Origin of the sequence: Ideonella oryzae (assembly GCF_024055665.1) — a bacterium.
GTDB lineage: Bacteria > Pseudomonadota > Gammaproteobacteria > Burkholderiales > Burkholderiaceae_C > Ideonella > Ideonella oryzae.
Genome location: NZ_JAMXMC010000017.1, coordinates 33,332 through 59,314 on the forward strand (window position 1 = coordinate 33,332; position 25,983 = coordinate 59,314).

The window sequence follows — 25,983 nt, forward strand, 5'->3', positions numbered from 1 at the left end:
AAAAAGCCGGGCCCGAGCCCGGCTTTCCCTGTCTCTGGCGCCCGGGGGGCGCCTGGGCCTCAGATCAGCGGCAGGTTCTGGTGGCGGGCCAGTTCATCCTGCAGGCTGCTGTGCAGCGTCGGCGACACCTGCGTGTTGGCCATGTGGTGGGCCGCGGTGGCCGCGCCGCCCAGCAGATCGGTGCTCGGACCGGCCAGCAGCTCATGCAGCGACGGCGTGGCGGTGGTGGCCGCGACCGTGTGCGTGGCCGACACCTCGGTGCCGGTGGTGTCCGCCGTGCCGGCCGTGGTGCCACTGGTGTTCTTGCTGAACCAGACGTCGGCCACCTGGTGGGTGCTGCCGTCCGTCGTGGTGTAGCTCGACACCAGGCCCACGTAGTTGCCGTTGTTCACCTCGCTGGTGGTCTGGGCATGCAGGTTGATGCTGGCCACGCCCACCTCGGCCAGGGTCTTGAGTTCCCCGGTTTCGGTGACACCATCGTGGTTGGCATCCACCCACACCTTCAGCTCGTTCCAGTGGGCGTCCTTGGCATCCAGCACGCCGTCGTGGTTGCTGTCCTCGAAGGCCATGGCCGCGTAGCCGTTGCCGGCGCGCTGGCCATTGGCGCCCACGGTGGCCACACCGAACAGCTCGCTGCCGTTGTTGATCAGGCCGTCGCCGTTGCGGTCCATCACCAGCAGGCCGTCGCCGCTGCCCACCCAGCCGACCTGCTGCTTCGTGCCCGAAGCGTTCAGGTCGAAGGACACGCCCGACGAGGCGGCGATCGTGTGGATGCCGTCGCCGTTGAGGTCCAGCACGATGGGCGAGGCGGCGAAGAAGGCGTCCAGCTGGGAGGCCGACATCACCGCCACGTCGTCGGTGGCGAAGGCGGCGATCTGGTCCATCGACATCTTGGCGATGTCCGCGGTGGACAGGGCCTGGATCTGGTCGGTGGTGAAGGCCACGATCTGGTCGGTCGTCAGCGCATGCGCCTGGGCCGTGGTCAGGGCCGCGATCTGGTCGGTCGTCAGCGCGGCGAACTGGTCGGTGGTCAGCGCGGCCACCTGGGCGGTGCCCATGGCGGCGAACTGGCTGGCGCCCAGGGCCTGCAGGTCCTCGGTGGCGATGGCGGCCACCTGGTCGGAGGTCAGGGCCACCACGGCCGCGGTGCCGAGCTGGGCGAACTGGTCGGTCGTCAGCGCGACGATCTGGTCCGTCGTGAAGGCATGCAGCGCGGTGGCACTGAGCGCCCGCAGGTCGGCCGATTCCAGCACCGCCACCTGGTCGGTGGTCAGCGCGGCGATCTGGGCGGTGGACAGACCGGCCACCTGGGCGGCGCTCATGGCCACCACGTCGGCCGTGCTCAGGGTCTGCAGCGCATCGGTGGCCAGGGCGTGCACACCGGCAGTGCCCAGGGCCACGATGTCGGCCGTGCCCAGCGCGGTCAGCTGGTCGGTGGTCAGCGCGGCCACCTGGGCGGTGGTCAGCGCGGCGATCTGCGTGGTGCTCAGGGCGTCGATGTCCTCGGTGCCCAGGGCCTCGATCGCGGCCGTGCCCAGGACCCGCAGGTTGGTCGTGCCCAGGGCCGCCATGTCGGCCGTTTCCAGCGCGGCCACCTGGTCGGTGGTCAGGGCCGCCACCTGGGCGGTCGTCAGGGATGCCACCTGGGTGGTGGTCATGGCCTCGATCGCGGCGGTGTCCAGGGCCTGGATGCTGCCGGTGCTCAGCAGGCGCAGGTTGGCGGTGCTCAGGGCCGGGATGTCGCTGGTGTCGAAGGCCGCCAGCTGAGCCGTGGTGAGCGCCAGCGCCTGGGCCGTGGTCAGCGCCGCAATCTGGCTGCTGCTCAGGGCGTTCAGGCTGTCGGTGGCCAGGGTGGCGATCTGGGCGGTCGTCAGCGCGGCGACCTGGGTGGGGGTCAGGGCCACCAGCTGGTCGCTGCTCAGCACGGCCAGTTGATCGGACGACAGGGTGCGCAGGGCCACGGTGCTCAGATGGGCCAGGTCGGCGGTCTCCAGCGCGGCCATCTGGCCGGTGGTGAAGGCCGCTGCCTGTGCACTGCTGAGGGCGGCAAACTGGGTCGTGGTCAGCGCGTTGAGCTGGTCGGTGCCCAGGCCGGCGATCTGGGCCGTGGTCAGCCCGCTGATCTGCAAGGTGGACAACACGGACAGCTGGCCCGAGCTCAGCGCATTGAGCTGGTCCGTACCCAGGGCGGACACCCCGGCCTTGCTGATGGCCAGCAGGTCCGCGGTTTCCAGCACGGGCATCTGGTCGGTCGTCAGCGCGGCCAGCTGGGCCGTGCTCAGACCCACCACCTGGGCCGTGCTCAGGGCCACCACGTCGGCGGTGCTCAGGGCGGCCACCTGGGCGGTGCTGAAGCTGGCCAGCTGGGCGGTGCTCAGCGCGGCGATCTGGGCGGTGGTCAGCGCCCCCACCTGGTCGGTGGTCAGCGCACGCAGCGCGGCCGTGCCCAGGGCCCGCAGGTCGACGGTCTCGATGGCAACCACCTGGTCGGTGGTCAGCGCGGCCACCTGGGCGGTGGTCAGCGCCGCCGCCTGCAGCGAGCTCAGCGCGGCCACCTGGGCGGTGCCGAGCGAAGCCAGCGTGGCGGTGGCCATCGACTGCAGCGCGATCGTGCTGATGGCGGCCAGATCGGCCGTTTCCAGGCCGATGCCCTGGTCGGTGGTCAGCGCAGCCACCTGGGCGGCGGTCAGTGCAGAGGCCTGGGCCGTGGTCAGGGCCGCGATCTGGTCGGTGCCCAGCACGGCCACCTCAGCCGTGCCCAGGGCCTTCAGGGCCGTGGTGCCCACGGCGGCCAGGTCCTGGGTGGACAGGGCCGCGGCCTGGGCCGTGGTCAGGGCCGCCAGCTGGGTGGTGGTCAGGGCCGCGAACTGCGCAGTGGTCAGGGCATCGAGGTTGTCGGTGCTCAGACCGGCCGTCTGCGAGGCGGTCAGGCCGGCCACCTGGGTGGCGGTCAGCGCGGCCATCTGGTCACTGGTCAGCGCGTTGAGCTGGTCGGTCCCCAGGGTCTTGAAGTTGGCCACGCTCAGGGCACGCAGGTCGTCGGTGCCGATGGCAACCATCTGGTCGGTGCTCAGGGCCGACAGCTGCACCGTGCTCAGCGAAGCCATCTGGCCGGTGGTGAGCGCGGCCACGGCCGCCGTGCTCAGCGCAGCCATGCCCTGGGTGGACAAGGCCGACAGGGCCAGGGTGCTCAGCGCGGCCACGTCGGCGGCTTCCAGCGCGGCAATCTGGTCGGTGCCCAGGGCCCCGAGCTGCGCGCTGGTCAGCACCTTGTAGTGGTCGGTGGTGAGCGCCGTCAGGTTCTCGGTGCCCAGACCGGCCAGTTGGGCGGTGGTCAGGGCATAGGCCTGGGCGGTGGTCAGGGCCGCGATCTGGTCGGTGGTCAGCGCATTGAGCTGGGCGGTGCCCAGGCTCTTGAAGCTGGCCGCGCTGATCGCACGCAGGTCGGCGGTTTCGATCACGGCGACCTGGCCGGTGGTCAGGGCCACCAGCTGGTCGGTGCCCAGCGCGGCCACCTGGGTGGTGGTCAGCGCCTGGATGCCGTCACTGCTCAGCGCAGCGACGGCGGCCGTGCTCAGGCCGCGCAGTGCGGCCGTGCTCAGCGCGGCCAGGTCGGCCGCCTCCAGCGCGGCGGCCTGGTCGGTGCCCAGGGCCGCCGTCTGGCTGGCGTTGAGCATGGCGTACTGAGCCGTGGTCAGGGCCACGAGTTGGGCCGTGCCCAGCCCGGCCAGTTGCGCGGTGGTCAGCGCGCTGACTTGGGCAGTGCCCAGCGCGGCCACCTGGTCGGTGCCCAGCGCATTGAGTTGGCTGGTGGACAGAGCAGCCACCTGCATGCCATTCCAGGCCCGCAGGTCGGCGGTTTCCATGGCGGCGATCTGGCCGGTGGTCAGGGCCGCCACCTGGGCGGTGCTCAGCGCGGCGGCCTGCAGCGTGCCCAGGGCCTGGACAGCGTCGGTGGTCAGGGCCGCCACCTGGGCGGTGCTCAGGGCACGCACGTCCACCGTGGTGAGGGCCGCCAGATCGGCGGTCTCCAGCGCGGCGATCTGGTCGGTGGTCAGCGCGGCCACCTGGGCGGTGGTGAGCTGGGCGAACTGGGCGGTGCCCAGGGCGTTGAGGTGGTCGGTGGTCAGGCCGGCCAGTTGGGCCGTGCCCAGGCCCTGCACCTGGGCAATGGTCAGGGCGCCGACCTGGTCCGTGGTCAGTGCATTGAGCTGGTCGGTGCTCAGCACGGCGAGCTGGGGCAGACCCAGGGCGCGCAGGTCGCCGGTCTCCAGCGCGGCCACCTGGTCGGTGGTCAGGGCAGCGGCCTGTGCGGTGGTCAGGGCGGCCACCTGGGCGGAGCCCAGCGCCTGCACGGCGGCGGTGCCCAGCGCGGCCACCTGGTCGGTGCCCAGGACGCGCAGCTGGCCGGTGGTGAAAGCGGCCACCTGGTCGGTGGTGAGGGCGGCGACCTGGTCGGTGCTCAGCGCTCCCAGCGCCGCGCTGCCAAGCTGGCGCAGATCGACTGTTTCGATGGCGGCCACCTGGTCGGTGCTCAGCGCGGCCACCTGGGCGGTGGTCAGCGCCGCGGCCTGGGTGCCGGTGAGCGCGGTGACCTGGTCGGTGCCCAGGCCCGCCAGGGCGGCGGTGGTCAGCGCGGCCACGGCGGCCGTGCTCAGGGCAGCCAGCGAGACCGTGCCCAGGCCGACGAGCTGACCGCTGGTCAGGGCGGCAGCCTGGCTGGCGCTCAACACGGCGGCCTGGGTGGTGCTCAGGGCGCCCAGGGCATCGGTGGTCAGCGCCGCCATCTGGCCGGCGCCCAGGCCCCGCAGGGCTGCGGTGCTCAGGGCGGCGACGTCAGCGGTTTCCAGCGCCAGCACCTGGTCGGTGCTCAGGGCGGCCAGCTGGGCCGAGGTGAGCATCGCGAACTGGCCGGTGCCCAGGGCATTGAGGTTGTCGGTGCTCAGCGCGGCCACCTGGGTGGTGGTCAGGGCCTGCACCTGGCTGTTGGCCAGGGCGGCGACCTGCCCCGTGCCCAGGGCGTTGAGCTGGTCGGTGCCCAGCGAGGCCAGCTGGGTGCCGCTGAGCTGGCGCAGGTCAGCCGTGCTCAAGGCCGGCATCTGGTCGGTGGTCAAGGCCGCGAGCTGGTCGGTGCTGAGCTGGGCCACCTGGGCGGTGCCCAGGGCCTGCACGGCGTCGGTGGTCAGCGCGGCGATCTGCGCCGTGGTGAGACGGGCCACCTGGGCGGTGCTCAGGGCGGCCACCTGAGCGGTGGTCAGCGCATCGATCTGGACGGTGCTCAGGGCCTGGATGGCGGCGCTGCCCAACTGGCGCAGGTCAGCAGTTTCCAGGGCTGCCACCTGGTCGGTGGTCAGCGCGGCAATCTGGCCGGTGGTCAGGGCCGCCGCCTGGGCGCCGGTCAGCGCGACAACCTGATCGGTCGTCATGGCCGCCAGGGTCGCGGTGGTCATGGCCGCCACGGCATTGACGCTCAGGGCCGCCAGGGCGCCGGTGCCCAGGGCAGCGATCTGGTCGCTCGTCAGGGCCGCCGCCTGGGCGGTGGTCAGGGCGGCCGCCTGGGCGCTGCCCAGGGCCGCAATGCCGTCGGTGGTGAAGGCCGCGATCTGCCCGGCCCCCAGACCACGCAGTGCGGCGGTGCCCAGGGCGGCCACATCGGCCGTCTCCAGCGCGGCGACCTGATCGGTGCTCAGCGCGGCCAGCTGTGCACTGGTCAAGGCGGCGAACTGGGCGGTGCCCAGGGCGTTGAGGTTGTCGCTCACCAGATTGGCCAGGTCGCTGGTCTCCAGCCCGGCCACCTGGGCCACGCTGAGCTGGGCGAACTGATCGGTGCTCATCGCGTTGAGCTGGTCGCTGCCCAGCGCGGCCACCTGGGCCGAGCTGAAGCGGGCCAGATCCTCGGTCTGCAGGGCCGCGGCCTGGTCGCTGGTGAGTGCGGCCACTTGGGCGGTGGTCAGCGCGCCGGCCTGGTTGGTGGTCAGGGCCTGCACGGCGTCGGTGGTCAGCGCGGCGATCTGCCCGGTGGTGAGCTGGCGCAGCTGGGCCGTGCTCAGCGCGGAGAACTGGTCGGTGGTCAGGGCCGCCACCTGGTCGGTGGTCAGAGCCTGCAGGGCGGCGGAGCCCAGGGTCCGCAGGTCACCGGTCTCGATGGCCTGGATCTGGTCGGTGGTCAGGGCCGCCATCTGGGCCGTGGACAGGCCGGCCATCTGGTCGCTGGTCAGGGCCTGGATCTGGCTGGTGCTCAGGGCGGCCAGGGTGGCGGTGACCATGCCGCTGAGCGCGGCGGTGCTCAGCATGGCCAGGTCGGCGGTTTCCATGCCGACGATCTGGTCGCTGCTCAGCGCAGCCACCTGGCCGGAGGTCAGCGCCTCGGCCTGGGCCGTCGTCAGCGCGGCCAGTGCGTCGGTGCCCAGAGCGCCGATCTGGCCGGCGTTCAGGGCCCGCACGGCGGCGGTGCTCAGGTGGGCCAGGTCCTGGGTCTCGAGGGCGGCGATCTGGTCGGTGGTCAGGGCAGCGGCCTGGGCCGCGCTCATCACCGCAAAGTGCTGGGTGCCCAGGGCGTCGAGGTTGTCGGTGCTCAGGCCGGCCAGTTGGCCGGTGGTCAGGGCCACGAGTTGGGCCGTGCTCAGGGCCGCCACCTGGTCCGTGGTCAGTGCATTGAGCTGGTCGGTGCTCAGGGCCTTGATGGCGTCGGCATCCAGCATCCGCAGGTCGGCCGTTTCGAGCGCGGCCACCTGGTCGGTGGTCAACGCAGCCACTTGGGCGGTGCTCAGCAGGGCCACCTGGGCGGTGCTCAGGGCCACCACCTGGTCGGTGGTGAACGCGGCGAGCTGACCGGTGGTCAGGGCCACCACCTGCTGGGTGGCCAGTGCGGCCACCTGGGTGCCGGTCAGGGCCTGGATCTGGTCGGTGCTCAGGGCGTGCAGTGCGGCAGCGCCCAGCTGGCGCAGATCACCCGTCTCCAACGCGGCCACCTGGCCAGTGGTCAGGGCCGCCACCTGGGCCGTGGTCAAGGCACCCGCCTGGGCGCCCGTCAGGGCGACGATCTGCCCGGTGCTCAGGGCAGCCACGGCATCGGTGCTCAGTGCGGCCAGGGCTGTGGTGCTCAGGCGCGCCAGATCGGCCGTCTCCAGGCCCGTGATCTGGTCACTGCTCAGCGCGGCGGCCTGGGCCGAGGTCAGCACGGCCACTTGGTTGGTGGTGAGGGCCGCGACCTGGTCGGAGTTGAGGGCGGCCACGGCGGCCGTGCCCAGATTGTGGATGGCCGCGGTGCTGAGCACGGCGACATCAGCCGTCTCCAGGGCGGCCACCTGGTCGGTCGTCAGGGCAGCGGCCTGGGTGGCGCTGATCGCAGCGAACTGGTCGGTGGTCAGGGCATTGAGCTGGTCGGTGCCCAGCCCGGCCAGCTGCCGGGTGGTCAGGGCCGCCACCTGGTCGGTGGCCAGGGCCGAGAGCTGCGTGCTGTCCAGGGCATTGAGCTGGGCCGTGCTCAGGCTCACCAGTTGGCTGGTGTTCAGGGCCAGCATGTCCTCGGTGCCCAGGGCGGTGACCTGGTCGGTGGTCAGGGCGGCGACCTGGCTGGTGGTGAGCTGCGCGACCTGCGTCGTGGTCAGGGCGGCCACGGCATCGGTGGTCAGGGCGGTGATCTGGGCGGTGTCCAGGGCGCGCAGCGTGGCCACCTTCAGGGCGGCCACATCGGCGGTCTCCAGCGCCGCGATCTGGGCGGTGGTCAGGGCCGCCGCCTGGGCGGCGCTCAGGGTGGCGAACTGGGCAGTGGTCAGGGCGTCGAGCTGGTCGGACCCCAGGCCCGCCAGCTGGGCGGTGGTCAACGAAGCCACCTGGGCCGTGGTCAGGGCCGCCATCTGGCCGGTGGACAGGGCATTGAGCTGGGCGGTGCCCAGCGTCACCAGCTGAGCGGTGCTCAGGGCCATCAGGTCCTGGGTTTGCAGCGCCGCCACCTGGTCGGTGGTCAGGGCCCCCAGCTGGGCGGTGGTCAGTTGGGAGACCTGGCCCGTGGTCAGGGCCTGGATGCCATCGGTCGTCAGGGCAGCCACCTGGCCGTTGGACAGGGCGCGCAGCTGACCGACGGTGAGGCCGGCCACCTGAGCGGTGGTCAGTGCAGCCACCTGGGCGGTGCCCAGGGCCCGCACGGCGGCGGTGCCGAAGCTGCTCAGATCCTGGGTCTGCAGGGCGGCGACCTGGTCGGTGCTCAAGGCGGCAACCTGGGCGGTGGTCAGAGCCGCCGCCTGGGCGGTGGTCAGGGCCACCACCTGGGCGGTGCTGAGGCCGGCCAACGCGGTGGTGTTCAGTGCATCCAGCGTGGCAGTGGCCAGGGCGGCCAGGTCCTGGGTTTCGAAGCCGGCGAGCTGGTCGCTGGAGAGCGCGGCGGCCTGCGTGGTGGTGAGGGCCGCGGCCTGCGTGGTCGTCATGGCCACCAGCTGATCGGTGCTCAGGGCGGCGATGGCGGCCGTGCCCAGCGCGCGCCAGGACGCGGTGTTCAAGGCGGCGATCTGGGCCGTCTGCAGGGCGGCGATCTGGGCCGTGCCCAGCACGGCGACCTGGGCCGTGCCCAGCGCGGCCACCTGGGCCGTGGTCAGGGCGGTGAGCTGGTCGGTGCCCAGGCCAGCCATCTGGGCCGTGCCCAGGCGGCTCACCTGGTTGGCGCTCAGCGCGGCCACCTGGCCCGAGGACAGGGCGTTGAGCTGGGCGGTCTGCAGGGCAGCAACCTGGGCCGTGGTCAGCGCCGCCAGATCCGCTGTTTCCATGGCGGCCACCTGGTCGGTGGTCAGCGCGCGCAGCTGGGTGGTGGTCAGGGCGGCGGTCTGGGCGGTGCCCAACGCGCGCAGGTCATCGGTGCCCAGCGCAGCCACCTGGGCCGTGGTCAGCGCGGTCAGCTGGGTGGTGCCCAGGGCCGCCGCCTGGGCGGTGGTCAGGGCGGCCACCTGGGCGGTGGTCAGGGCTTGGACGGCCCGCGTCTGCAGGGAGGCGAGGTCCACCGTCTGCATGGCCTGGATCTGGTCCGTGGTCAGCGCCGCCACCTGGGCGGTGGTGAGTGCAGCCACCTGGCCGGTGCTCAGCGCCACGATCTGGTCGGTGCTCAGCGCGGCCGTGGCCGCGGTGCCCAGGGCGACCAGCGAGGTGGTGCTCAGGCGCACCAGGTCGGTGGTCTCCAGGCCCGCCACCTGGTCGCTGGTGAGGGCGCCCACCTGGGCGCTGGTCAGGGCGGCCGCCTGGGCGGTCGTCAGGGCCTTGATTTCGTCGGTGGTCAACGCGGCCACCTGGGCGGTGCTCAGGGCACGCAGGGTCGCGGTGTTCATCGCGGCCAGGTCGGCGGTTTCCATCGCCTGGATCTGTGCGGTGGTCAGGGCGGTGACCTGGGTGGACTTGATCGCGGCCACCTGGGCCGTGGTCAGGGCGGCCAGGTTGTCGGTGCTCAGCCCGGCCAACTGCCGGGTGGAGAGTGCGCCCACCTGGGCGGTGGTCAGTGCACCCACCTGCGCGGTGGTCAGGGCGTTCAGATGGGCGGTGCCCAGCCCGGCCAGCTGGGCGGTGGTCAGCGCGCTCAGGTTGGCCGTCTTCAGGGCAGGCATCTGGTCGGTGGTCAGCGCGGCCACCTGGGCGGTGCTGAACTGCACCGTCTGTGCCGTGCTCAGGGCGCGCAGGTCATCGGTCGACAGCGCCGCCACCTGGGCGGTGGTGAAGGCGCGCACCTGGGCGGCGCTCAGATTGGCCACCTGGGCCGTGCTCAGCGCGGCGATCTGGTCGGTGCTCAGCGCCGCGACCTGGGCGGCGCTCAGGGCCTTGATCTGGCTGGTCTTGAGCGCGGTCAGGCCGTCGGTGCCCATGGCCACCAGGGCCGAGGTGCCCAGCGCAGCCACCGCGGCGGTGCTCAGCGCGGCCACGTCGGCCGTCTCCATGGCGGAGGTCTGGGTGCTGGTCAGTGCCGCGGCCTGGGCCGTGGTCAGGGCCGCCACCTGGGTGGTGGTCAGGGCATTCAGATGCGTGGTGTCCAGCGCGGCAATCTTGCCGGTTGCCAGGGCCACCAGCTGGGCCGTGCTCAGGGCCTGCACGCCATCGGTCGTCAGCGCATTGAGCTGGGCGGTGCTCAGCGCGCCCAACGCCGCGGTGGTGATGGCCCGCAGATCGGCCGTTTCCATCGCGGCCAGCTGGTCGGTCGTCAGGGCCGCCAGCTTGGTGCCGCTGAGCGAGGCGAACTGGGCCGCGGTCAGTGCCCGCAGGTCTTCGGTGGTGAGATGGGACAGCTGGTTGGTGGTCAGCGCGCCCACCTGGGCGGTGGTCAGACCAGCAATCTGGCTGCTGCTCAGGGCCTCCAGCTGCGCCGTGCTGAGCGCGGCCAGACTGCTGGTCTTGAGGGCATTCAGGCTGGCGGTGCCCATCACCGAGATCTGATCGGTGCTGAGGGCCGCGGCCTGGGTGGCCGACAGGGTGTTGGCCTGGGCCGTGGTCAGGGCCTGGACGCTGCCGGTGCTCAACGCAGCGACCGCCGCCGTGCCCAGCACCGCGATGGAGGCCGTGCTCAGCGCGCGCAGGTCGGCCGTCTCCAGGGCTGCGATCTGGTCGGTGGTCAGCGCCACCACCTGGCGGGTGGTCAGGCCGTTGACCTGGGCGGTGGTCAGCGCCTGGATGCTGTCGGTGCTCAGCGCCGCCACCGCCTGGGTGGTCAGGGCCCGCACATTGGCCACGGACAGCGCGGCGAGATCGGCGGTCTCCAGCTCCGAGGCCTGCCGGGTGGTCAGCGCCGCCGCCTGGGCCGTGGTCAAGGCCGCAAACTGGCTGGTGGACAGCGCGTTGAGGTGATCGGTGCTCAGGGCGGAGAACTGCGCCGTGGTGAGCTTGCTGACCTGGGTGGTGGTCAGGGCCGCCATCTGGGTCGAGGTCAACGCGTTGAGCTGGGCGGTGGTTATCGCCACCAGTCCGGCCGTGGAGATGGCCCGCAGGTCCTGGGTCTCCATCGCGGCCACCTGGGTGGTGGACAGCCCGGCCAGGCGGGAGGCCGGGATGACGGCCACCTGGGCGGTGGTCAGGGCAGCGATCTGAGCCGTGCTGAACGCGGCCCAGTCCTCGGTCGTCAGCTTGGCGATCGACGCCGTGGACAGGGCGGCAATCTGGGCGGTCGACAGACTGGGGATGATCGTTGCCATTCGGCGTACTCCGACAGGTGAACAGATGGAATCCCCTCCCTGGGGACTCCCTGGTTCTGGAGTTCGGCCGGTGCGCTACAGACTTGAAGCCATCCCTTCGAATATCTTTGCAGTCCTTCACAAGCCGTGATGCATGTCACGGTTGTATCGAGATATTGCCGTAGCACAGGACACTGCTTTCCAGGTAAACGTCAGGCAAACCTGACGACCTGGTCCTGCGTGCCTTGTGGCGCCTTGTGTTCAGGTCGACAGCCACTGCGCCTCGAGGTCGGCAAAGCGCCAGCCCTCGGGCGATTCCAGGTCCGCGATGCGGTCGGAGCAGCTGGGCTTGGACAGGTCCAGCACGAAGGGCTCGACCCGGTGGCGCTCGGCCACGCTGTAGAACACCCGCACTTTGGGAGTGAGGAGGCTGCCGCCGTGCTGCTCCAGCACCACAGCCAGTTGCTCGGACTTCAGGCGCACCAGGGCCCCCACGGGGTAGATACCCACGGTCTTGACCAGGTGCTGGAACACCACGGCGTCGTACAGCCCCTTGGAGCGGGCCAGCTGGCGCATGGCCTCGGCCGGGTCCCAAGGCGCGCGGTAGGGACGCCGCGACGTCACGGCGTCGTACACGTCGCACAGAGCGGCCATGCGGGCGATCAGCGGAATGGCCTCACCCCGCAGGGCCTGGGGATAGCCGCTGCCATTGAGCCGCTCGTGGTGCAGCAGCACCGCCTGCAGCACCCCCGGGTCATAGCCCCCTTCGGCCACCAGCAGGTCATGGCCGCGCTGGGCGTGGGTGCGCAGCAGCGTGCGCTCCTCCGGATTCAGGCGGCCAGCCCGCTGCACCAGGTCGTCGGGCAAAGTGGCCTTGCCCACGTCCAGCAGCAGGCCGGCCAGGGCCGCCTGTCGGACATCGGCCTCCTCCCAGCCCATCTGGCGAGCCAGGCCGGCCATCAGCGCGCAGACCGCCACGGCGTGCAGGTAGGTGTAGTCGGACACCGACTTCAGCCGGGCGATGCTGATCAGCGCATGCGGCTTGCGGGCCACCGAGACCACGACATCCTCGACCACGTTGCGGCAGGCATCCTGGTCCAGCGTGCGGCCCAGCCGGGCGGCGCCATACAGGTCGATCACCTGCCGCACCGCCGTGCGGCTCAGGGCGGCCGCATCCTGGTAGGCGGGGCCGGCCAGGGCCAGCGCCGGGTGGGACTCCGGCAGCGGCAGGATGATGGGCTCATCGATGGCCACGGCGGGTGGGACATCGGCCGCCGTGACGACATCGTCCGACTCGGACGGCGACTCGGCCACATCGAGCCCCTTGTCGGTGTCGATCACCAGGGAGGTCAGGCCCATCTCCTGGATCTTGGCCAGGTCACGGGCGTCGCGCAGCAGGAAGCGGCTGCGCCAGAAGGGATGGGATATCCACGAGCCAGAAAACTGGTGGACGAACATCCCCAGGCGCAGTTGATCGGTACGGATGGTCTTCAGCACGGGCCGAAGCATGCCACGGCCCGGCAGCCGGACGGCCGCCGGGCCGGGCCCAGCCCGCCTGAACGCGGGCTGCGCTTCAGGCTTCCAGGTCGAAGACCAGCACTTCGGCGCCCTCGCCGCCGGACACCTCCAGCCGCGTCTCGCCGCTGAGCGCCAGAGCGTCACCGGCCTGCAGAGCATGCCCGTTGACGGTCAGCGTGCCGCGGGCCAGATGCACCCATGCCTTGCGTGCAGGGTCCAGCATCAGCTCGGCGGACTCATCGCCGTCGAACAGGCCGGCCCGCAGGCTGGCATTGGCATGCAGCGTCACCGAGCCCTCGCGCCCGTCGGGCGAGGCCACCAGCCGCAGCCGGCCGCGCTTGTCCTCATCGGAAAAGGCCTTTTGCTCGTAGCCCGGGGTGTGGCCCAGGCGATCGGGCAGCAGCCAGATCTGCAGGAAATGCGTGGTCTGCCCTTCGGCATGGTTGAACTCGCTGTGCCGCACACCGGTGCCGGCCGTCATGCGCTGCACCTCGCCCGGGCGGATGGCCGTGCCATTGCCCATGCTGTCCTTGTGCGCCAGCTCGCCGTCCAGCACATAGCTGACGATCTCCATGTCGCGGTGGCCATGGGTGCCGAAACCGGTGCCCGGCGCCACCCGGTCCTCGTTGATCACCCGCAGGTTGCCGAAGCCCATGTGGGCCGGGTCGTAGTAGTCGGCAAACGAGAAGGTGTGGAAGCTGCGGAGCCAGCCGTGGTCGGCCAGGCCCCGTTCGCCGGACTTGCGCAGAGTGATCATGGTGTGCCTCCTGTCGGGGTAGTGGTTGGAACCGTGTGCATCCAATGTAGGAGCGCCCCCCTGGGCGGCCATGTCCCCGGGCTTGAAGCGATCTTTCAAATAACATGAACCTCTTATGCCCGATCGCCGCCACGCTCTCACCCCCGACGCCCTCGCGATGATGGACACCATCGCCCGCACCGGCAGCTTTGCCGCCGCGGCCCGCGAACTGGGCAAGGTGCCCTCGGCCCTCACCTACAGCGTGCGCCAGCTGGAGGACGCGCTGGACGTGCTGCTGTTCGACCGCCGCTCGCGTCAGGCCCGGCTGACCGCCGCGGGCGAGGAACTGCTGCAGGAAGGCCGGCGCCTGCTGGCCCAGATGGACGCGGTGGCCAACCGGGTGCGCCGCGTGGCCACTGGCTGGGAAACCCAGCTGACCATCACGGCGGACGACGTGCTGTCGCGCCGCACCCTGCTGGAGCTGTGCGAGGCCTTCTACGCCATCCGGCCGCAGGGCGGTACCGAGGGCACCGGCACCCGGCTGCGCCTGCGCGCCGAGGTGCTGGCCGGCACCTGGGACACCCTGCTCTCCGGCCAGGCCGATCTGGCCATCGGCGTGCCTTTCGACATGGTCTTGCCCTCGGGCTTCGAGATGCGCTCGCTGGGCAAGGTGGACTTCGTCTTCGTGATGGCGCCGCACCATCCCCTGGCGGGCCAGGAAGAACCGCTGACCGACGCCGAACTGCTGCACCACCGCGCCATCGCCGTGGCCGATTCGGCCCAGCGCGTTTCGCCCATCACCGTCAACCTGCTGCCGGGCCAGGACGTGCTGACCGTGCCCACCATGCAGATGAAGATCGACGCCCTGCTGCGCTGCCTGGGCTGCGGCTTCGTGCCCGAGCCCATGGTGCGCGACCATCTGGCCCTGGGCCACCTGGTGCAGCGCGAGGTGCGCCGCGCCCGCCGCGAAACCACCCTGGCCTATGCCTGGCGCAGCGCCGCGGTGGGCCAGCCCCGGCAGGCGCCGCGCGGCCTGGCCCTGCAGTGGTGGCTGCAGCAGCTGGAAAGCCCGGCCACCCGCCAGGCCCTGCTGAGCCTGCCCAGCGGCCTGCCACGCGCGGAATCTGCCGCCCATGGCCACTGACCCAGAAGCTCCCGGCGTCCGGCCCACCCAGCGGATCGGCCGCTTCGCTCCCTCCCCCACCGGCCTGCTGCACGCCGGCTCCCTGGTGGCCGCGCTGGCCAGCTGGCTGGACGCCCGCGCCCAGGGCGGCCTGTGGCGGGTGCGCATCGAGGACGTGGACACCCCGCGCTGCGTGCCCGGCGCGGGCGAAGAGATCCTGCGCCAACTGGCCTGCTGCGGCTTGCACCCCGATGGCGAGGTGTGGTGGCAATCGCGCCGGGGCGAGGCCTATGCCGCGGCCCTGAAGCGCCTGGTGGACGCCGGCCAGGCCTACCCCTGCGGCTGCAGCCGCAAGGAGATCGCCCAGGCCCAGGCGGCCCTGGGCCACGGCCACGCGCGGCATGGCGAGCTGGTGTACCCCGGCACCTGCCGCCACGGCCTGCAGGGCAAACCCGCGCGCGCCTGGCGCCTGCGCACCGACGCCCCCAACGGCGGCGACCGGCACATCGACTGGACCGACCGCCGCCTGGGCCCGCAGACCCAGAACCTGACCCAGGCCGTGGGCGACTTCGTGCTCAGGCGGGCCGACGGCCTGTGGGCCTACCAGCTGGCCGTGGTGGTGGACGACGCCGAGCAAGGCATCACCGACGTGGTGCGCGGCGAGGACCTGGCCGACAACACCCCGCGCCAGATCCACCTGCAGCGCCTGCTGGGCCTGCCCACCCCGCGCTACCTGCACACCCCGCTGGTGCTGGCGGCCGACGGGCAGAAGCTCTCCAAGCAGAACGGCGCCACGCCGCTGGACCTGCGCGACCCGCTGGCCGCCCTGCGGCAGGCCGGCCAGGCCCTGGGCCTACCGACCGACCTGCCCGGGGCCAACTTGGCGGACTGGCTGGGCACTGCCGTGCCGGCCTGGGCCGCACGCTGGCCCGTTCCCGGCACCTGACGCAGCCCTGGCCTGCGGACATCCACAAGCCCCCGGCCGACCGGGCCCGGCGCGGACGGTGGCATGATCCGCCCTTTCCGAGATTCGACAAGAAAGACCGCCCATGAGCTCCCTGCCCCAAGGCCTGCAAATCGACGATCTGGTGACCGGTGACGGTGCCGAAGCCCGTGCCGGCCAGAGCGTGACCGTGCACTACACCGGCTGGCTGCACGACCCCGCCGCCCCCAACAGCCGCGGCGCCAAGTTCGACTCCAGCCTGGACCGCGACGAACCCTTTGAATTCGACCTGGGCGCCGGCATGGTCATCCAGGGCTGGGACCTGGGTGTGCAGGGCATGAAGGTGGGCGGCAAGCGCGTGCTGACCATCGCCCCCGAACTGGGCTACGGCGCCCGCGGCGCCGGCGGCGTCATTCCCCCCAACGCCACCCTGGTGTTTGAAGTGGAACTGCTGCCCACGGCCGAACTGCCGCCGCTGCAGATCACCGACGTGACCGAAGGCAGTGGCGACGAAGCCCGCGCCGGCCGCCCGGTGACCGTGCACTACACCGGCTGGCTGTTCGACCCCAGCGCCGCCGATGGCCGCGGCGCCAAGTTCGACTCCAGCAAGGACCGCGACGAGCCCTTCCGCTTCCACCTGGGCCGCGGCATGGTCATCCGTGGCTGGGACGACGGCGTGCAAGGCATGAAGGTGGGCGGCACCCGCCTGCTGCTGATCCCGCCGCACCTGGGCTACGGCCCGCGCGGCGCCGGCGGCGTCATTCCCCCCAACGCCACCCTGCTGTTCGAAGTGGAACTGCTGGGCGCCTGATCGGGCCCCTTCAGCTTTCAGCTTCTTGAGCCGTTCGGCGGCTCAGCCCCAACGGCCACCCTCGGGTGGCCGTTGTGCTTTCTGGCCTTCAATCTCCGGTACAGCCACCGCTGCCACCATCACCACCGCCACCCCCGTCTGCGCCGATGCTGTCACCGCCGCCATCCCCCCCAGGGCCGTGACCACCCCCATCCCAATCCCCATGATGCCCACCATGGCCGGAGGAAGCGCCATCAACGCCAAAACCATCGGCCCCGCCGTCAAAGGACGAACTGGCAAAGTCAGCGCCGCAGTAGGGTGTGCCGCCATCCCCGGCCCCGCGCTCACGGCGCACGCCTCCGCAGTCCGGCACATAGTGAAAGCCTCCGGCGATGCCCAGGGACGCATCCAGCCCGAACAGCAGCGGCAGTCGCCGCGCCGCGCGCGGATCCAATCTCTCCAACCGACACGCATGCCACCAGCAACGCCGCAGCCCAGCATTGCCCCGCCGGTCAGGCCCCAGCACCACCGCTTTCTGCACCACACGCCGGCGGTGGTGCAGAAAGCCTCCAAAGGCGCGGCGGCAGAACTGCTGGTAATGGCGCGTGTAGAGGATGAACTCGTGCCACAGATCGTCCACCACCTGCGAAGGCATGGAGACGAAGCGGCATCCGCTCGCCAGGTAGACCAGAAAGAACTGCCGCAACCCATGCCCCACCCGCTCCAACTGGGCCGGGTTCAGTTCGGGGCGCCTGGCCTGCAACCTGGCCATCAGGCCAGGGGGAAATTCATACCTGCGGATGAAGGCCTCTCGGCGCCGAGCTAGATGGCGTGCCCACCAAACCACACCCAGCATCGCCCCTGCACCGCCCATCAGAACCGGAGTCAACGTCATGAACGTCCCTGAAATGACCCGTCGCCGTCCCCGTCACAGTATCGGCGCACCGCCGGTCAGGACAGCGCCGAGCCCAGCGCCCGCTGCAGCCTGTCCAACAGCGCCGCCTGCTCGGTGGACGTGTTGACGGGCCACCGCGTGAAGCTGGCCCCATCGAGTTTGACGTCCGCAAACAGGCCCGATGAGTCTTCGTGGAAATGGAGAAAGGCCTTCCCTCCACGGTAAAAGATGCCCGGCTTGCGTTCCACCAAGCTACCCACTTGTCGAAAACTTTCCAGCAGCGGCAGAAGTGTCGTCAAGGTATCAGGACTGGCGTGTCTCATCACGTCTTCCCCGCAAGCAGTTGGATGTTCGTAGTTCACGGATCCACAGGAAATCTGATTGATCTCAACCACCCGTGACCTGCATTATCACCAAACATCATCAAATCTATTGATATATCCATTTTGCATCTGCGTCTTATAGGGTTGGCATCTGAAATTCCACCAACCCATGGCGCGAAAACGCGCGCGCCCCATCCTCTTCCATTCAAGGGATATCACCCAATCCGGCAAGAACATAGCATCCACTTACAACTGAAATTTGAGGAAATTCGTATGTTGAAGACTGGAATGTGGCCGGGTATCTTGTTTGCACTGGTCGGACTGTCGTCTAGCGCTGCATGGGCTGACAACTGCCCGGAATTGGCCGGCAAAACCATGTGCATCTCTGCCACCAACAGCAACGGTGCCAGTTGGAGCATGAATGCACAGTTCGGATCTTTTGACCCGATCACCGCCGACGGAACCGCTGTCATTGGATCCAACAGTGCTTCCTACAGTTGCGTTGGCAACAATTTCACGCGCGTCATGGTCTATGACACCACGGGCGAGACCCTGATCTGGAACGCCACGGTGGGCAAAAACGCCAAGAAGGTCAACGGAACAGGCCAAAACGCTGCTGGCACTTCGGCGTTTCGATACAAAGCAGTGAAGGGTGCCTGCCCTACTGCGCCGTAAGACCACGATCGTCAATCTCCCTCCAACACGCCCTCCAGCCGCGGGTCGGCCGCACCAAGCCAGCGGCCATCGCGCCGCTGTTGAGTTCCATCTTGCCCACTTCGTAGACCAGGAACTTCAGGCCGACGGTGGTATCGGAGTTGAATTGGCCGGCCCCAGCACGGTGGGGCCGTTGAAGCTGCCGAACTGGGGCCAGTTGGCGGCCTGTTGGGCGTACAGCCCCCCGCAGTTGGATGGCCAGCAGCAGTTTGCTGACGTGATCATGGCGCGCGGGCCGATGAGCGTGGCGCGCTGGTGCAGGTAGGCGGGGCTTGCTGCTGACCGGGTCCTGCCCGCATGCCGACGCTCTGCCGGTCAGAAGCGGGCCGAGTCTTCGTGAAAATGAAGACTGGCTATTTGGTCTTGAGCTTTCCCTTGGGCAGAACCGTTGTCGTTGGCGGTATGGGGCGTGTGGAAACCGCCGTTGAATCTTTGGGGGCGCTGGTGTCTTTCTTCGGCTTCTTCGCCATCTTGTTGCTGCGCTGTTCGCCCTTGGGCATGGTGTTCTCCTTGTGTCGGTTCTGCGTCGCAGTGGGTGATATGGACCCAGCGCTAGAGCACCCTCACACAGGCGTGTGGTACTCAGGCGCCAGTTGGGTGTCCGCTTCTGGCGCCAGCGGCGTTGGTTGCGCCTTGCGCTGAGCCTTTTCCGCCTTTTTTTGCTTCTTCTGTTGCTCGCGTTGGCGCTTTTCGAACTGGTAGTTGGGCTTGGCCATGTAGCTTGCTTTCTGACGGTTGGGGACTCACCTTAACACCAGCCTGCGCATGCCGGAACTTCGCGATGCGCTGCAGCGGGAGAGTTCTCACACCGCCCCAGCTTCCCTCACTCCCCCTCCACCGCCCCCTCCCGCCGCGGATCGGCTGCGCCAAACCAGCGGCCCTCGCGCCGCTCCAGCAGTTGGGCACCACTGTTGAGTTCCATCTCGCGCACCTCGTGGCCCAGGGTTTTCAGGCCGGCGATGGTGTCTGGGCCGAATTGGCCGGTTTCCAGCGCGGTGGGGCCGTTGAAGCTACCGAAATTGGGCAGGTTGGCGGCCTGTTGCGCATCCAGCCCCCACACCTGGGTGGCCAGCAGCAGCTTGGTCACGTAATGGATGATGGCCGCGCCGCCCGGGGAGCCCAGGGTCATCAGCAGTTGGCCGTTGTCGCGCCGGAAGACCAGCGTCGGGCTCATGCTGGAGCGGGGGCGCTTGCCGGGCTGCACGCGGTTGGCGGTGGGCCGGCCCTGGGCGTCGTCGGGGGCGAAGTTGAAGTCGGTCAGTTGGTTGTTGAGCAGGAAGCCGCCGGGCAGGCCGGTGCCACCATCCACCAGCAGGCCGGTGCCGAAGGCGCTTTCCACCGTGGTGGTGAAGGCAATGGCCTGGCCCTGCGCATCGACGATGCTGATGTGGCTGGTGCCGTGCTCGGGCTGCGGGGCGGCTGGCCCATAGGCCACGGTGGCGCCGGGCGGCACGCCGGCCGTGGCACTGCCCATGGCGCGCGGGCCGATGAGGGTGGCGCGCTGGTGCAGGTAGGCCGGGTCCAGCAGACTGGCCCAGCGGCCGGCTGGCGGCTTCACAAAGGCCGGGTCGCCCACATAGAGGCCTCGATCGGCAAAGGCCAGGTTGGAGGCCTCGGTGTAGCGGTGCAGCGTCTCCACCGTGGGCCGGCCGTCCTTCAGCGCGGGGCCGCTGGCCGGGGGCAGCGCGTCCAGCAGGGTGAGGATCTGGGCGATGGCGATTTCGCCTGACGAGGGCGGCGGCATGCCGCAAACGCGCAGGGTGCGCCAGTCGGCGCACAGGGCCTCGCGCTTGACCGGCAGGTAGGCAGCCAAGTCGGCCTCGGTCAGCAGGCCGGGGTTCCCGGGGTGGCTGCGCACCTTGGCCACGATGCTGGCAGCCACCGGGCCGGTCAGCAGCGCGCGGCTGCCCTGCTGGGCGATGCGGCGCAGCACCTCGGCCAGCGCGGGGTTGCGCAGCACATGGCCCACCGGCCAGGGCTGCAGGGCCTGGCCGGCCACCTCGGGTTGGTAGTAATAGGCCCGGGCGGCCGGGTCGGCCTTCAGCACCTTGCTGTCCAGAAGCAGGCTGTAGAGGCGGGGGCTGATGGCAAAGCCGGCGTCCGCCAGGCGGATGGCGGGCTGGAACAGCCGGGCCCAGGGCAGGCGACCATGGGCGCGGTGCACGGCTTCGAGCATGGCCACGGCGCCGGGCACGCCCACCGCCCGGCCCCCCTGCACCGCGTCGGCAAAGGCCATGGGCTGGCCGTCGGGCTTGAGGAACAGGCGTTCAGTGGCGCCAGCGGGCGCGGTCTCGCGGCCGTCCCAGGCCTCCAGGGCATGGCCGTCCCACAGCAGCAGAAAGCCGCCGCCGCCAATGCCGCTGGACTGGGGCTCCACCAGGGCCAGCACCATCTGCACGGCCACGGCGGCGTCCACGGCGGAGCCGCCTGCGCGCAGCATCTCGGCCCCGGCTGCTGCGGCCAGCGGGTTGGCGGCCGCCACGGCCTGGTGGTCAAACCACCAGCCGGGCTTGGCCTGCCAGCCGGTGGCCTGTTCGGGGGCCAGGCTGGCCGGTGCGGTGGAAGGAAGCGCCGCGGGCCCGGGCCCCTGGCAAGCCGCCAGGCCCAGGGCCAGCACCAGGGGGCCCGCCCGCCACAGGCCGCGCCGGCGAGGGCTCACCCCGAGGGGCATCAGAGGGTCGGCGGGGGCGGATGTCTGGGATGGGAGACCGTTCATCGGGCGACCTGGGCAGGGTGGCGGATCGCCCCATCCTAGCGCCCGCCCAGCTTGATGCCGGTCAAGCCCCTGCGGACCTCGCACTCCAAGAATGGGTCAGGCCACCTCCCCTGCGCGATGCCCTCTTCTGCCACCGCCCCGGTCGTCTTCCAGATCCACCACCTGAGCAAGGTCTATGGCCAGGGCGAGGTGGCTGTGACGGCGTTGCGCGACGTGTCGCTGGACATCCGGCGTGGCGAGTTCATGGTGCTGCTGGGCGCCTCGGGCAGCGGCAAGAGCACGCTGCTCAACATCCTGGGCGGGCTGGACACCCCCAGTGAAGGCGAGGTGCGCTTTACCGACCACGACCTGACGCGTGCCGACGAGGCCGCCCTCACCCGCTACCGGCGCGAGCATGTGGGCTTCGTGTTCCAGTTCTACAACCTCATCCCCAGCCTGACGGTGCGCGAGAACGTGGCCCTGGTGACCGACATCGTGGCTTCGCCGATGGATGTGGACGAGGCCATCGACCGGGTCGGCCTGAGCCCGCGGCGGGACCACTTCCCGGCCCAGCTCTCCGGCGGCGAGCAGCAGCGGGTGGCCATCGCCCGCGCCATTGCCAAGCGGCCCGATGTGCTGCTGTGCGACGAGCCCACCGGCGCGCTGGACTACCAGACCGGCAAGCTGGTGCTGGAGGTCATCGCCCGCATCAACGCCGAGCTGGGCACCACGGCGGTGGTGATCACGCACAACGCGGCCATTGCCGGCATGGCCGACCGGGTGGTCTACCTGGGCGACGGACGCATCCAGAAGGTGGTGGAGAACACCCACAAGCTCTCCCCCTCGGACCTGGCCTGGTAGCGCGATGAAGGCCCTGAACCTCAAGCTGCTGCGCGACCTGCGCCTGATGTGGAGCCAGGCGCTCACCATCGCCCTGGTGGTGGCCAGTGGCGTGGGTGGCTTCATCACCACCCTGTCGGCAGTCGATTCGCTGGCGCGGGCGCGCGATGCCTTCTACGCCCAGGGCCACTTTGCCGATGTGTTCGTCGGCCTCAAGCGCGCACCGCTGTCGCTGGCCGACACCCTGCGCGCTCTGCCCGGCGTGGCCGATGTGCAGACCACGGCGGAAGCCGATGTGCGGGTGCAGATCGAGGGGCAGAACGACCCGATCATCGGCCACCTGATCGGTGTGGACGCGCGCCGCCGGCCCCGCCTGAACCTGACCACGCTGCGCGGGCCCCATGCGGGCGATGCGGCCGAGCACCCCGGCCGGCCGCGCAGCGACGGCACGCTGCCGGTCTGGGTGTCCGAAGCCTTTGCCCAGGCCCGCGGGCTCGCGCCGGGCAGCCGCCTGTCCGCCTTGGTCAACGGCCGCCAGCGCACGCTGGTGGTGACGGGCACAGCCCTGTCGCCCGAATACATCTTCGCCGGCCCCTTCGGCATCCCCGACCAGCGCGGCTTCGGCGTGTTCTGGGTGGATGGCGAGGCCCTGGCCGCGGCCTACGACATGGCCGACGCCTTCAACCACGTGGCGGTGAAGCTGGCCCCCGGGGCCGACCTGCCGACGGTGCGCGACGCGCTGCAGCGCCGACTGGCCCGCTACGGCGGGCGCGAGGCCATCGCCCGCGAGGACCAGACCTCCCACGCCATGCTGGACAACGAGATCAAGGAGCAGCATGTGCTGGGCAGCGTGCTGCCGGCCATCTTCCTGGGGGTGGCCAGCTTTCTGCTCAACGTGGTGGTCTCGCGCCTGGTGGCCACCCAGCGCGAGCAGATCGCCACCCTCAAGGCCCTGGGCTACCCCAACCGCAGCATTGGCGCCCACTACCTGAAGCTGGTGCTGCTCATCGTCGCGCTGGGCTGCCTGCTGGGCCTGGGGCTGGGCAGCGTGCTGGGGCGCATGCTCACCGGCCTGTACGCCGAGTTCTTCCGCTTCCCCCGCTTCGTGCATGTGCTGCCGGCCTGGCTGGTGCTGCTGAGCGTGGGCACGGCCGTGCTGACCGCCGTGGCCGGCACCCTCAACGCCATTGCCGCCACGGTGCGGCTGGCCCCGGCCGAGGCCATGCGCCCGCCGGCCCCCGGGCGCTACCGCCGCACCCTGGCCGAACGCCTGGGCCTGAGCCGCCTGAACACCACGCTGCGCATGATTCTGCGGCAGATAGAGCGCCGGCCGCTGCGCACCGCCCTGTCCATCGGCGGGGTGGCGGCGTCGGTGGCCATCGTGGTGATGGGCAGCTTCTTCCGCGACGCGATGGACCGCATCATGGACATGCAGTTCCACGTGCGCATGCGGGCCGATGTGCAGGTCTGGCTCTACGAGCCCGGGCCGCAGCGGGCCGGCCTGGAACTGGCCCGCCTGCCCGGGGTGCTGGCCGTGGAGCCGGCCCGGCAGGTCGCGGTCAGTTTGGTCAACGGCCACCACCGCGAGCGCGCGGGCATCCTGGGTCAGCCGCCGGATGCGCAACTGCTGCGCGCGGTGGACCTGGACAACCGCGTGCACCCGGTGCCCGGCCAGGGCCTGCTGCTGACCGACCGCCTGGCCACCAAGCTGGGCCTGCGCGTGGGCGACACCGTGCAGGTGGAGGTGCTGGAGGGCCGTGGCCGGGTGCTGCAGCTGCCGGTGGACGCGGTGGTGGACGAGATGATGGGCCTGAACGCCTACATGGACCTGCACACCCTCAACCGTCTGCTGGGTGACTACGACCTGGCCAATGCCTACCTCGTGCAGGTGGCGCGCGGACAGGAGGACGCCTTCCTGGCGGCCACCCGTGCCCTGCCGCAGGTGGCCGGCGCCTTCAGCAAGGCCAGCATGCTGCGCAACATGCAGGAGGTCAGTGCCCGCAATGTCCGCATCATGGGGGCGGTGCTGACGGCCTTCGCCGCGGTGATCGCGGTCGGCGTGGTCTACAACAATGCCCGCATCGCCCTGGCCGAGCGGGCCTGGGAACTGGCCAGCCTGCGCGTGCTGGGCTTCACCCGGGGCGAGGTCTCGGCCCTGCTGCTGGGCGAGCTGGGCCTGTCCATCGCGGTGGCATTGCCGCTGGGCATGCTGCTGGGCAGCGGCCTGGTGCATGCCGTGACCGAACTGCTCAAGAGCAACCAATTCCATTTTCCGGTGGCCTTGCAGCCCCGCAGCTACGCCTGGGCGGCCCTGTGCGTGACCGCGGCCGGGCTGGCCAGCGCGCTGGTGGTGCGACGGCGCATCGACCGGCTCGACATCGTCGCCGCCCTCAAGACCCGCGAGTGACCGCCATGCAACGACGTTCCTGGATCACCCTGAGCCTGGCGGCCGCGGCCGCCGCCCTGCTGCTGGGCTGGGCCTTCCGGCCCCGGCCGGTGGAGGTGGAGGTGGCGGCGGCCCGCCTGGGCCCCTTCGAAACCACGGTGGACGAGGACGGCCGCACCCGCCTGCGCGACCGCTTCGTGGTGGCCTCGCCGCTGGCCGGCCAGTTGCAGCGCATCACTCTGCGCGAAGGTGACAGCGTGCAGGCCGGCCAGGTGCTGGCCACGCTGCAGCCGGCGCTCAGCCCCCTGCTGGGCGCGCGCGACCGGGCCCAGCTGCAGGCCGCTCTGGCCGCGGCCCAGGCGGCGCTGCAGGCGGCCCGCCATCAGGCCCAGGCGGCCCAGGCCCGGCTGGCGCAGGCCGAGCTTGCGCTGCGCCGCAGTGCCGACCTGGCCGGCCAGGGCTTTGTCTCGGCCAGCCAGCTGGACAACGAGGCCCTGGCCGCCGCCCAGGCCCGCGCCGAACACGAGGCCGCCCGGTCCGCCGAGGACACCGCCCGCTTCCAGTGGGAGCAGGCCCGCGCTGCATTGCAGGCCGCCCAGCAGATCGAGGCCGGCGAGCCCTTTGCAGTGCGCGCGCCAGTGAGCGGCCGGGTGCTGAAGGTGCACCAGGCCAGCGAGGCCACGGTGGCACTGGGCACCCCGCTGCTGGAGCTGGGCGACACCCGGCGTCTGGAGGTGCTGGCCGAGCTGCTGACCACCGACGCCCTGCAGGTGCACCCGGGTAGCCCGGTGCGCATCGAGGGCTGGGGCGGCCCGGTGCCGCTGCAGGCCCAGGTGCGGCTGGTGGAGCCCGGCGGCTTCACCAAGGTGTCGGCCTTGGGGGTGGAGGAGCAGCGGGTAAACGTGCTGATGGACCTGACCAGCCCGCCCGCGCAGTGGGCGGCCCTGGGCGACGGCTACCGGGTGGGCGTGCGCATCATCACCGGCCAGCAGGCCCGGGTGCTGACGGTGCCGGTGGGCGCGCTGTTCCCTCTGCCGGCCGACCACGGTGGCGCGGCGGCAGGCTGGGGCGTGTTCGTGCTGGACGGCGGCCATGCCCGGCTGCACACGGTGGCCCTGCGGGGTCGCAATGCCCAGCAGGCCTGGCTGGGCGAAGGCGTGCAGGCGGGCCAGTCGGTGATCATCTACCCGCCCGAGGCGGTGCGCGACGGCGCCCGGGTGAGCCCGCGCAACAGCCCGTGAGCGCCCGCCGCAGGCTCTGACACGCACGGCACGCCCACCCGGGCCAGAATGGGGTCGACACCCGCAGCCCGCGGGTGACTTGCTGGAGCGACCATGACCGCATCCCCCCGATTTCTCGGCATCGCCGGTAGCCTGCGCCGCGCCTCCACCAACCGCGGCCTGCTGCGCGCCGCCCAGGCCGCCCTGCCCGAGGGCGTGTCGATGGAGATTGCCGACCTGACGGACATCCCGTTCTACAACGCCGACATCACCGAGAAGCCGGCCAGCGTGCAGCGCGTGCTGGCCCAGATCGGCCAGGCCGACGCTCTGGTGCTGGCCTGCACCGAGTACAACTATTCGCTGGCCCCGGCGCTGAAGAACATTCTGGACTGGGCCTCGCGCGAGCCCAACAACGCGCTGCTGGCGGGCAAGCCGGTGGCCCTGATGGGCGCGGCCGGCGGCATGGGCAGCTCGCGGGCGCAGTACCACTTGCGCCAGGTCTGCGTGTACCTGGACCTGCACCCGCTGAACAAGCCGGAGGTGTTCGCCAACGCCTTTGCCGGCGCCTTCGATGGCGAGGGCAATCTGGTGGACGAGAAGCTGCGTGGTCTGGTCGGCCAGCAGATGGTGGCCCTGCGGGCCGCGCTGCCCCAGGGCTGAGG

16 protein-coding genes and 1 pseudogene are annotated in these 25,983 nt (G+C 70.8%); 9 read left to right on the forward strand and 8 right to left on the reverse strand.

Annotated elements, in window-relative coordinates:
- Positions 1 to 59: 59 nt before the first annotated feature.
- The 3 genes from M0L44_RS20820 to M0L44_RS20830 all read right to left on the reverse strand — a co-directional run bounded on the left by M0L44_RS20820 (position 60) and on the right by M0L44_RS20830 (position 13,413).
- The gene (locus tag M0L44_RS20820; protein ID WP_252772103.1) at positions 60 to 11,159 is read right to left on the reverse strand and encodes an SPM autocatalytic domain-containing protein; all 11,100 of its coding nucleotides are present in this window, start codon (positions 11,157 to 11,159) and stop codon (positions 60 to 62) included.
- Positions 11,160 to 11,399: 240 nt separating this feature from the next.
- Positions 11,400 to 12,635 carry an HD-GYP domain-containing protein gene (locus M0L44_RS20825; RefSeq protein ID WP_252772104.1) on the reverse strand — a complete coding sequence of 412 codons (1,236 nt, stop codon included), beginning with the start codon at positions 12,633 to 12,635 and terminating at the stop codon, positions 11,400 to 11,402.
- 76 nt (positions 12,636 to 12,711) lie between these two features.
- Positions 12,712 to 13,413 carry a pirin family protein gene (locus M0L44_RS20830; protein ID WP_252772105.1) on the reverse strand — a complete coding sequence of 234 codons (702 nt, stop codon included), beginning with the start codon at positions 13,411 to 13,413 and terminating at the stop codon, positions 12,712 to 12,714.
- Positions 13,414 to 13,528: 115 nt separating this feature from the next.
- On the opposite strand from M0L44_RS20830, the gene M0L44_RS20835 reads away from it, so the two are divergent.
- From M0L44_RS20835 to M0L44_RS20850, 4 genes and pseudogenes are all read left to right on the forward strand, one after another.
- The gene (locus M0L44_RS20835) at positions 13,529 to 14,536 is read left to right on the forward strand and encodes a LysR family transcriptional regulator (RefSeq protein ID WP_252772106.1); all 1,008 of its coding nucleotides are present in this window, start codon (positions 13,529 to 13,531) and stop codon (positions 14,534 to 14,536) included.
- Positions 14,526 to 15,461, forward strand: coding sequence for a tRNA glutamyl-Q(34) synthetase GluQRS (gluQRS, locus tag M0L44_RS20840; RefSeq protein ID WP_252772107.1), 936 nt, complete (start codon positions 14,526 to 14,528; stop codon positions 15,459 to 15,461). Before M0L44_RS20835 ends, gluQRS begins: the two co-directional genes overlap by 11 nt.
- A gap of 103 nt (positions 15,462 to 15,564) precedes the next feature.
- Positions 15,565 to 15,912, forward strand: a pseudogene (locus M0L44_RS20845) (FKBP-type peptidyl-prolyl cis-trans isomerase); the annotation flags it as partial.
- On the forward strand, positions 15,907 to 16,269 hold the full coding sequence (locus tag M0L44_RS20850; protein ID WP_252772132.1) for an FKBP-type peptidyl-prolyl cis-trans isomerase: 363 nt from the start codon (positions 15,907 to 15,909) through the stop codon (positions 16,267 to 16,269). The pseudogene M0L44_RS20845 and the gene M0L44_RS20850, both read left to right, overlap by 6 nt.
- A gap of 88 nt (positions 16,270 to 16,357) precedes the next feature.
- Here the strand turns inward: M0L44_RS20850 and M0L44_RS20855 are convergent, their stop codons facing one another.
- On the reverse strand, positions 16,358 to 17,143 hold the full coding sequence (locus tag M0L44_RS20855) for a glycine-rich domain-containing protein (RefSeq protein WP_252772108.1): 786 nt from the start codon (positions 17,141 to 17,143) through the stop codon (positions 16,358 to 16,360).
- A 56-nt stretch (positions 17,144 to 17,199) separates the two neighbouring features.
- Positions 17,200 to 17,505: a hypothetical protein gene (locus M0L44_RS20860; protein ID WP_252772109.1), complete on the reverse strand. Its 306-nt coding sequence runs from the start codon at positions 17,503 to 17,505 to the stop codon at positions 17,200 to 17,202.
- Between the two features lie 234 nt (positions 17,506 to 17,739).
- On the opposite strand from M0L44_RS20860, the gene M0L44_RS20865 reads away from it, so the two are divergent.
- Positions 17,740 to 18,141, forward strand: coding sequence for a hypothetical protein (locus M0L44_RS20865; RefSeq protein ID WP_252772110.1), 402 nt, complete (start codon positions 17,740 to 17,742; stop codon positions 18,139 to 18,141).
- A 392-nt stretch (positions 18,142 to 18,533) separates the two neighbouring features.
- On the opposite strand, the gene M0L44_RS20870 is transcribed toward M0L44_RS20865, so the two are convergent.
- The 3 genes from M0L44_RS20870 to M0L44_RS20880 all read right to left on the reverse strand — a co-directional run bounded on the left by M0L44_RS20870 (position 18,534) and on the right by M0L44_RS20880 (position 20,851).
- Entirely contained in the window at positions 18,534 to 18,680 is a 147-nt protein-coding gene (locus M0L44_RS20870; RefSeq protein WP_252772111.1) for a hypothetical protein, read from the reverse strand.
- 63 nt (positions 18,681 to 18,743) lie between these two features.
- Positions 18,744 to 18,896, reverse strand: a complete 153-nt coding sequence (locus M0L44_RS20875) for a hypothetical protein (RefSeq protein WP_252772112.1) — start codon at positions 18,894 to 18,896, stop codon at positions 18,744 to 18,746.
- Positions 18,897 to 19,003: 107 nt separating this feature from the next.
- The gene (locus M0L44_RS20880) at positions 19,004 to 20,851 is read right to left on the reverse strand and encodes a gamma-glutamyltransferase family protein (protein WP_435526450.1); all 1,848 of its coding nucleotides are present in this window, start codon (positions 20,849 to 20,851) and stop codon (positions 19,004 to 19,006) included.
- A gap of 162 nt (positions 20,852 to 21,013) precedes the next feature.
- On the opposite strand from M0L44_RS20880, the gene M0L44_RS20885 reads away from it, so the two are divergent.
- The 4 genes from M0L44_RS20885 to M0L44_RS20900 all read left to right on the forward strand — a co-directional run bounded on the left by M0L44_RS20885 (position 21,014) and on the right by M0L44_RS20900 (position 25,981).
- Positions 21,014 to 21,736 (forward strand): ABC transporter ATP-binding protein, encoded by a 723-nt coding sequence (locus M0L44_RS20885; RefSeq protein ID WP_252772114.1) that lies wholly within the window; start codon positions 21,014 to 21,016, stop codon positions 21,734 to 21,736.
- Positions 21,737 to 21,740: 4 nt separating this feature from the next.
- Positions 21,741 to 24,122, forward strand: coding sequence for an ABC transporter permease (locus M0L44_RS20890; RefSeq protein ID WP_252772115.1), 2,382 nt, complete (start codon positions 21,741 to 21,743; stop codon positions 24,120 to 24,122).
- Positions 24,123 to 24,127: 5 nt separating this feature from the next.
- Positions 24,128 to 25,342, forward strand: a complete 1,215-nt coding sequence (locus tag M0L44_RS20895; protein WP_252772116.1) for an efflux RND transporter periplasmic adaptor subunit — start codon at positions 24,128 to 24,130, stop codon at positions 25,340 to 25,342.
- Positions 25,343 to 25,435: 93 nt separating this feature from the next.
- Positions 25,436 to 25,981 (forward strand): NADPH-dependent FMN reductase, encoded by a 546-nt coding sequence (locus M0L44_RS20900; protein ID WP_252772117.1) that lies wholly within the window; start codon positions 25,436 to 25,438, stop codon positions 25,979 to 25,981.
- Positions 25,982 to 25,983 lie beyond the last annotated feature (2 nt).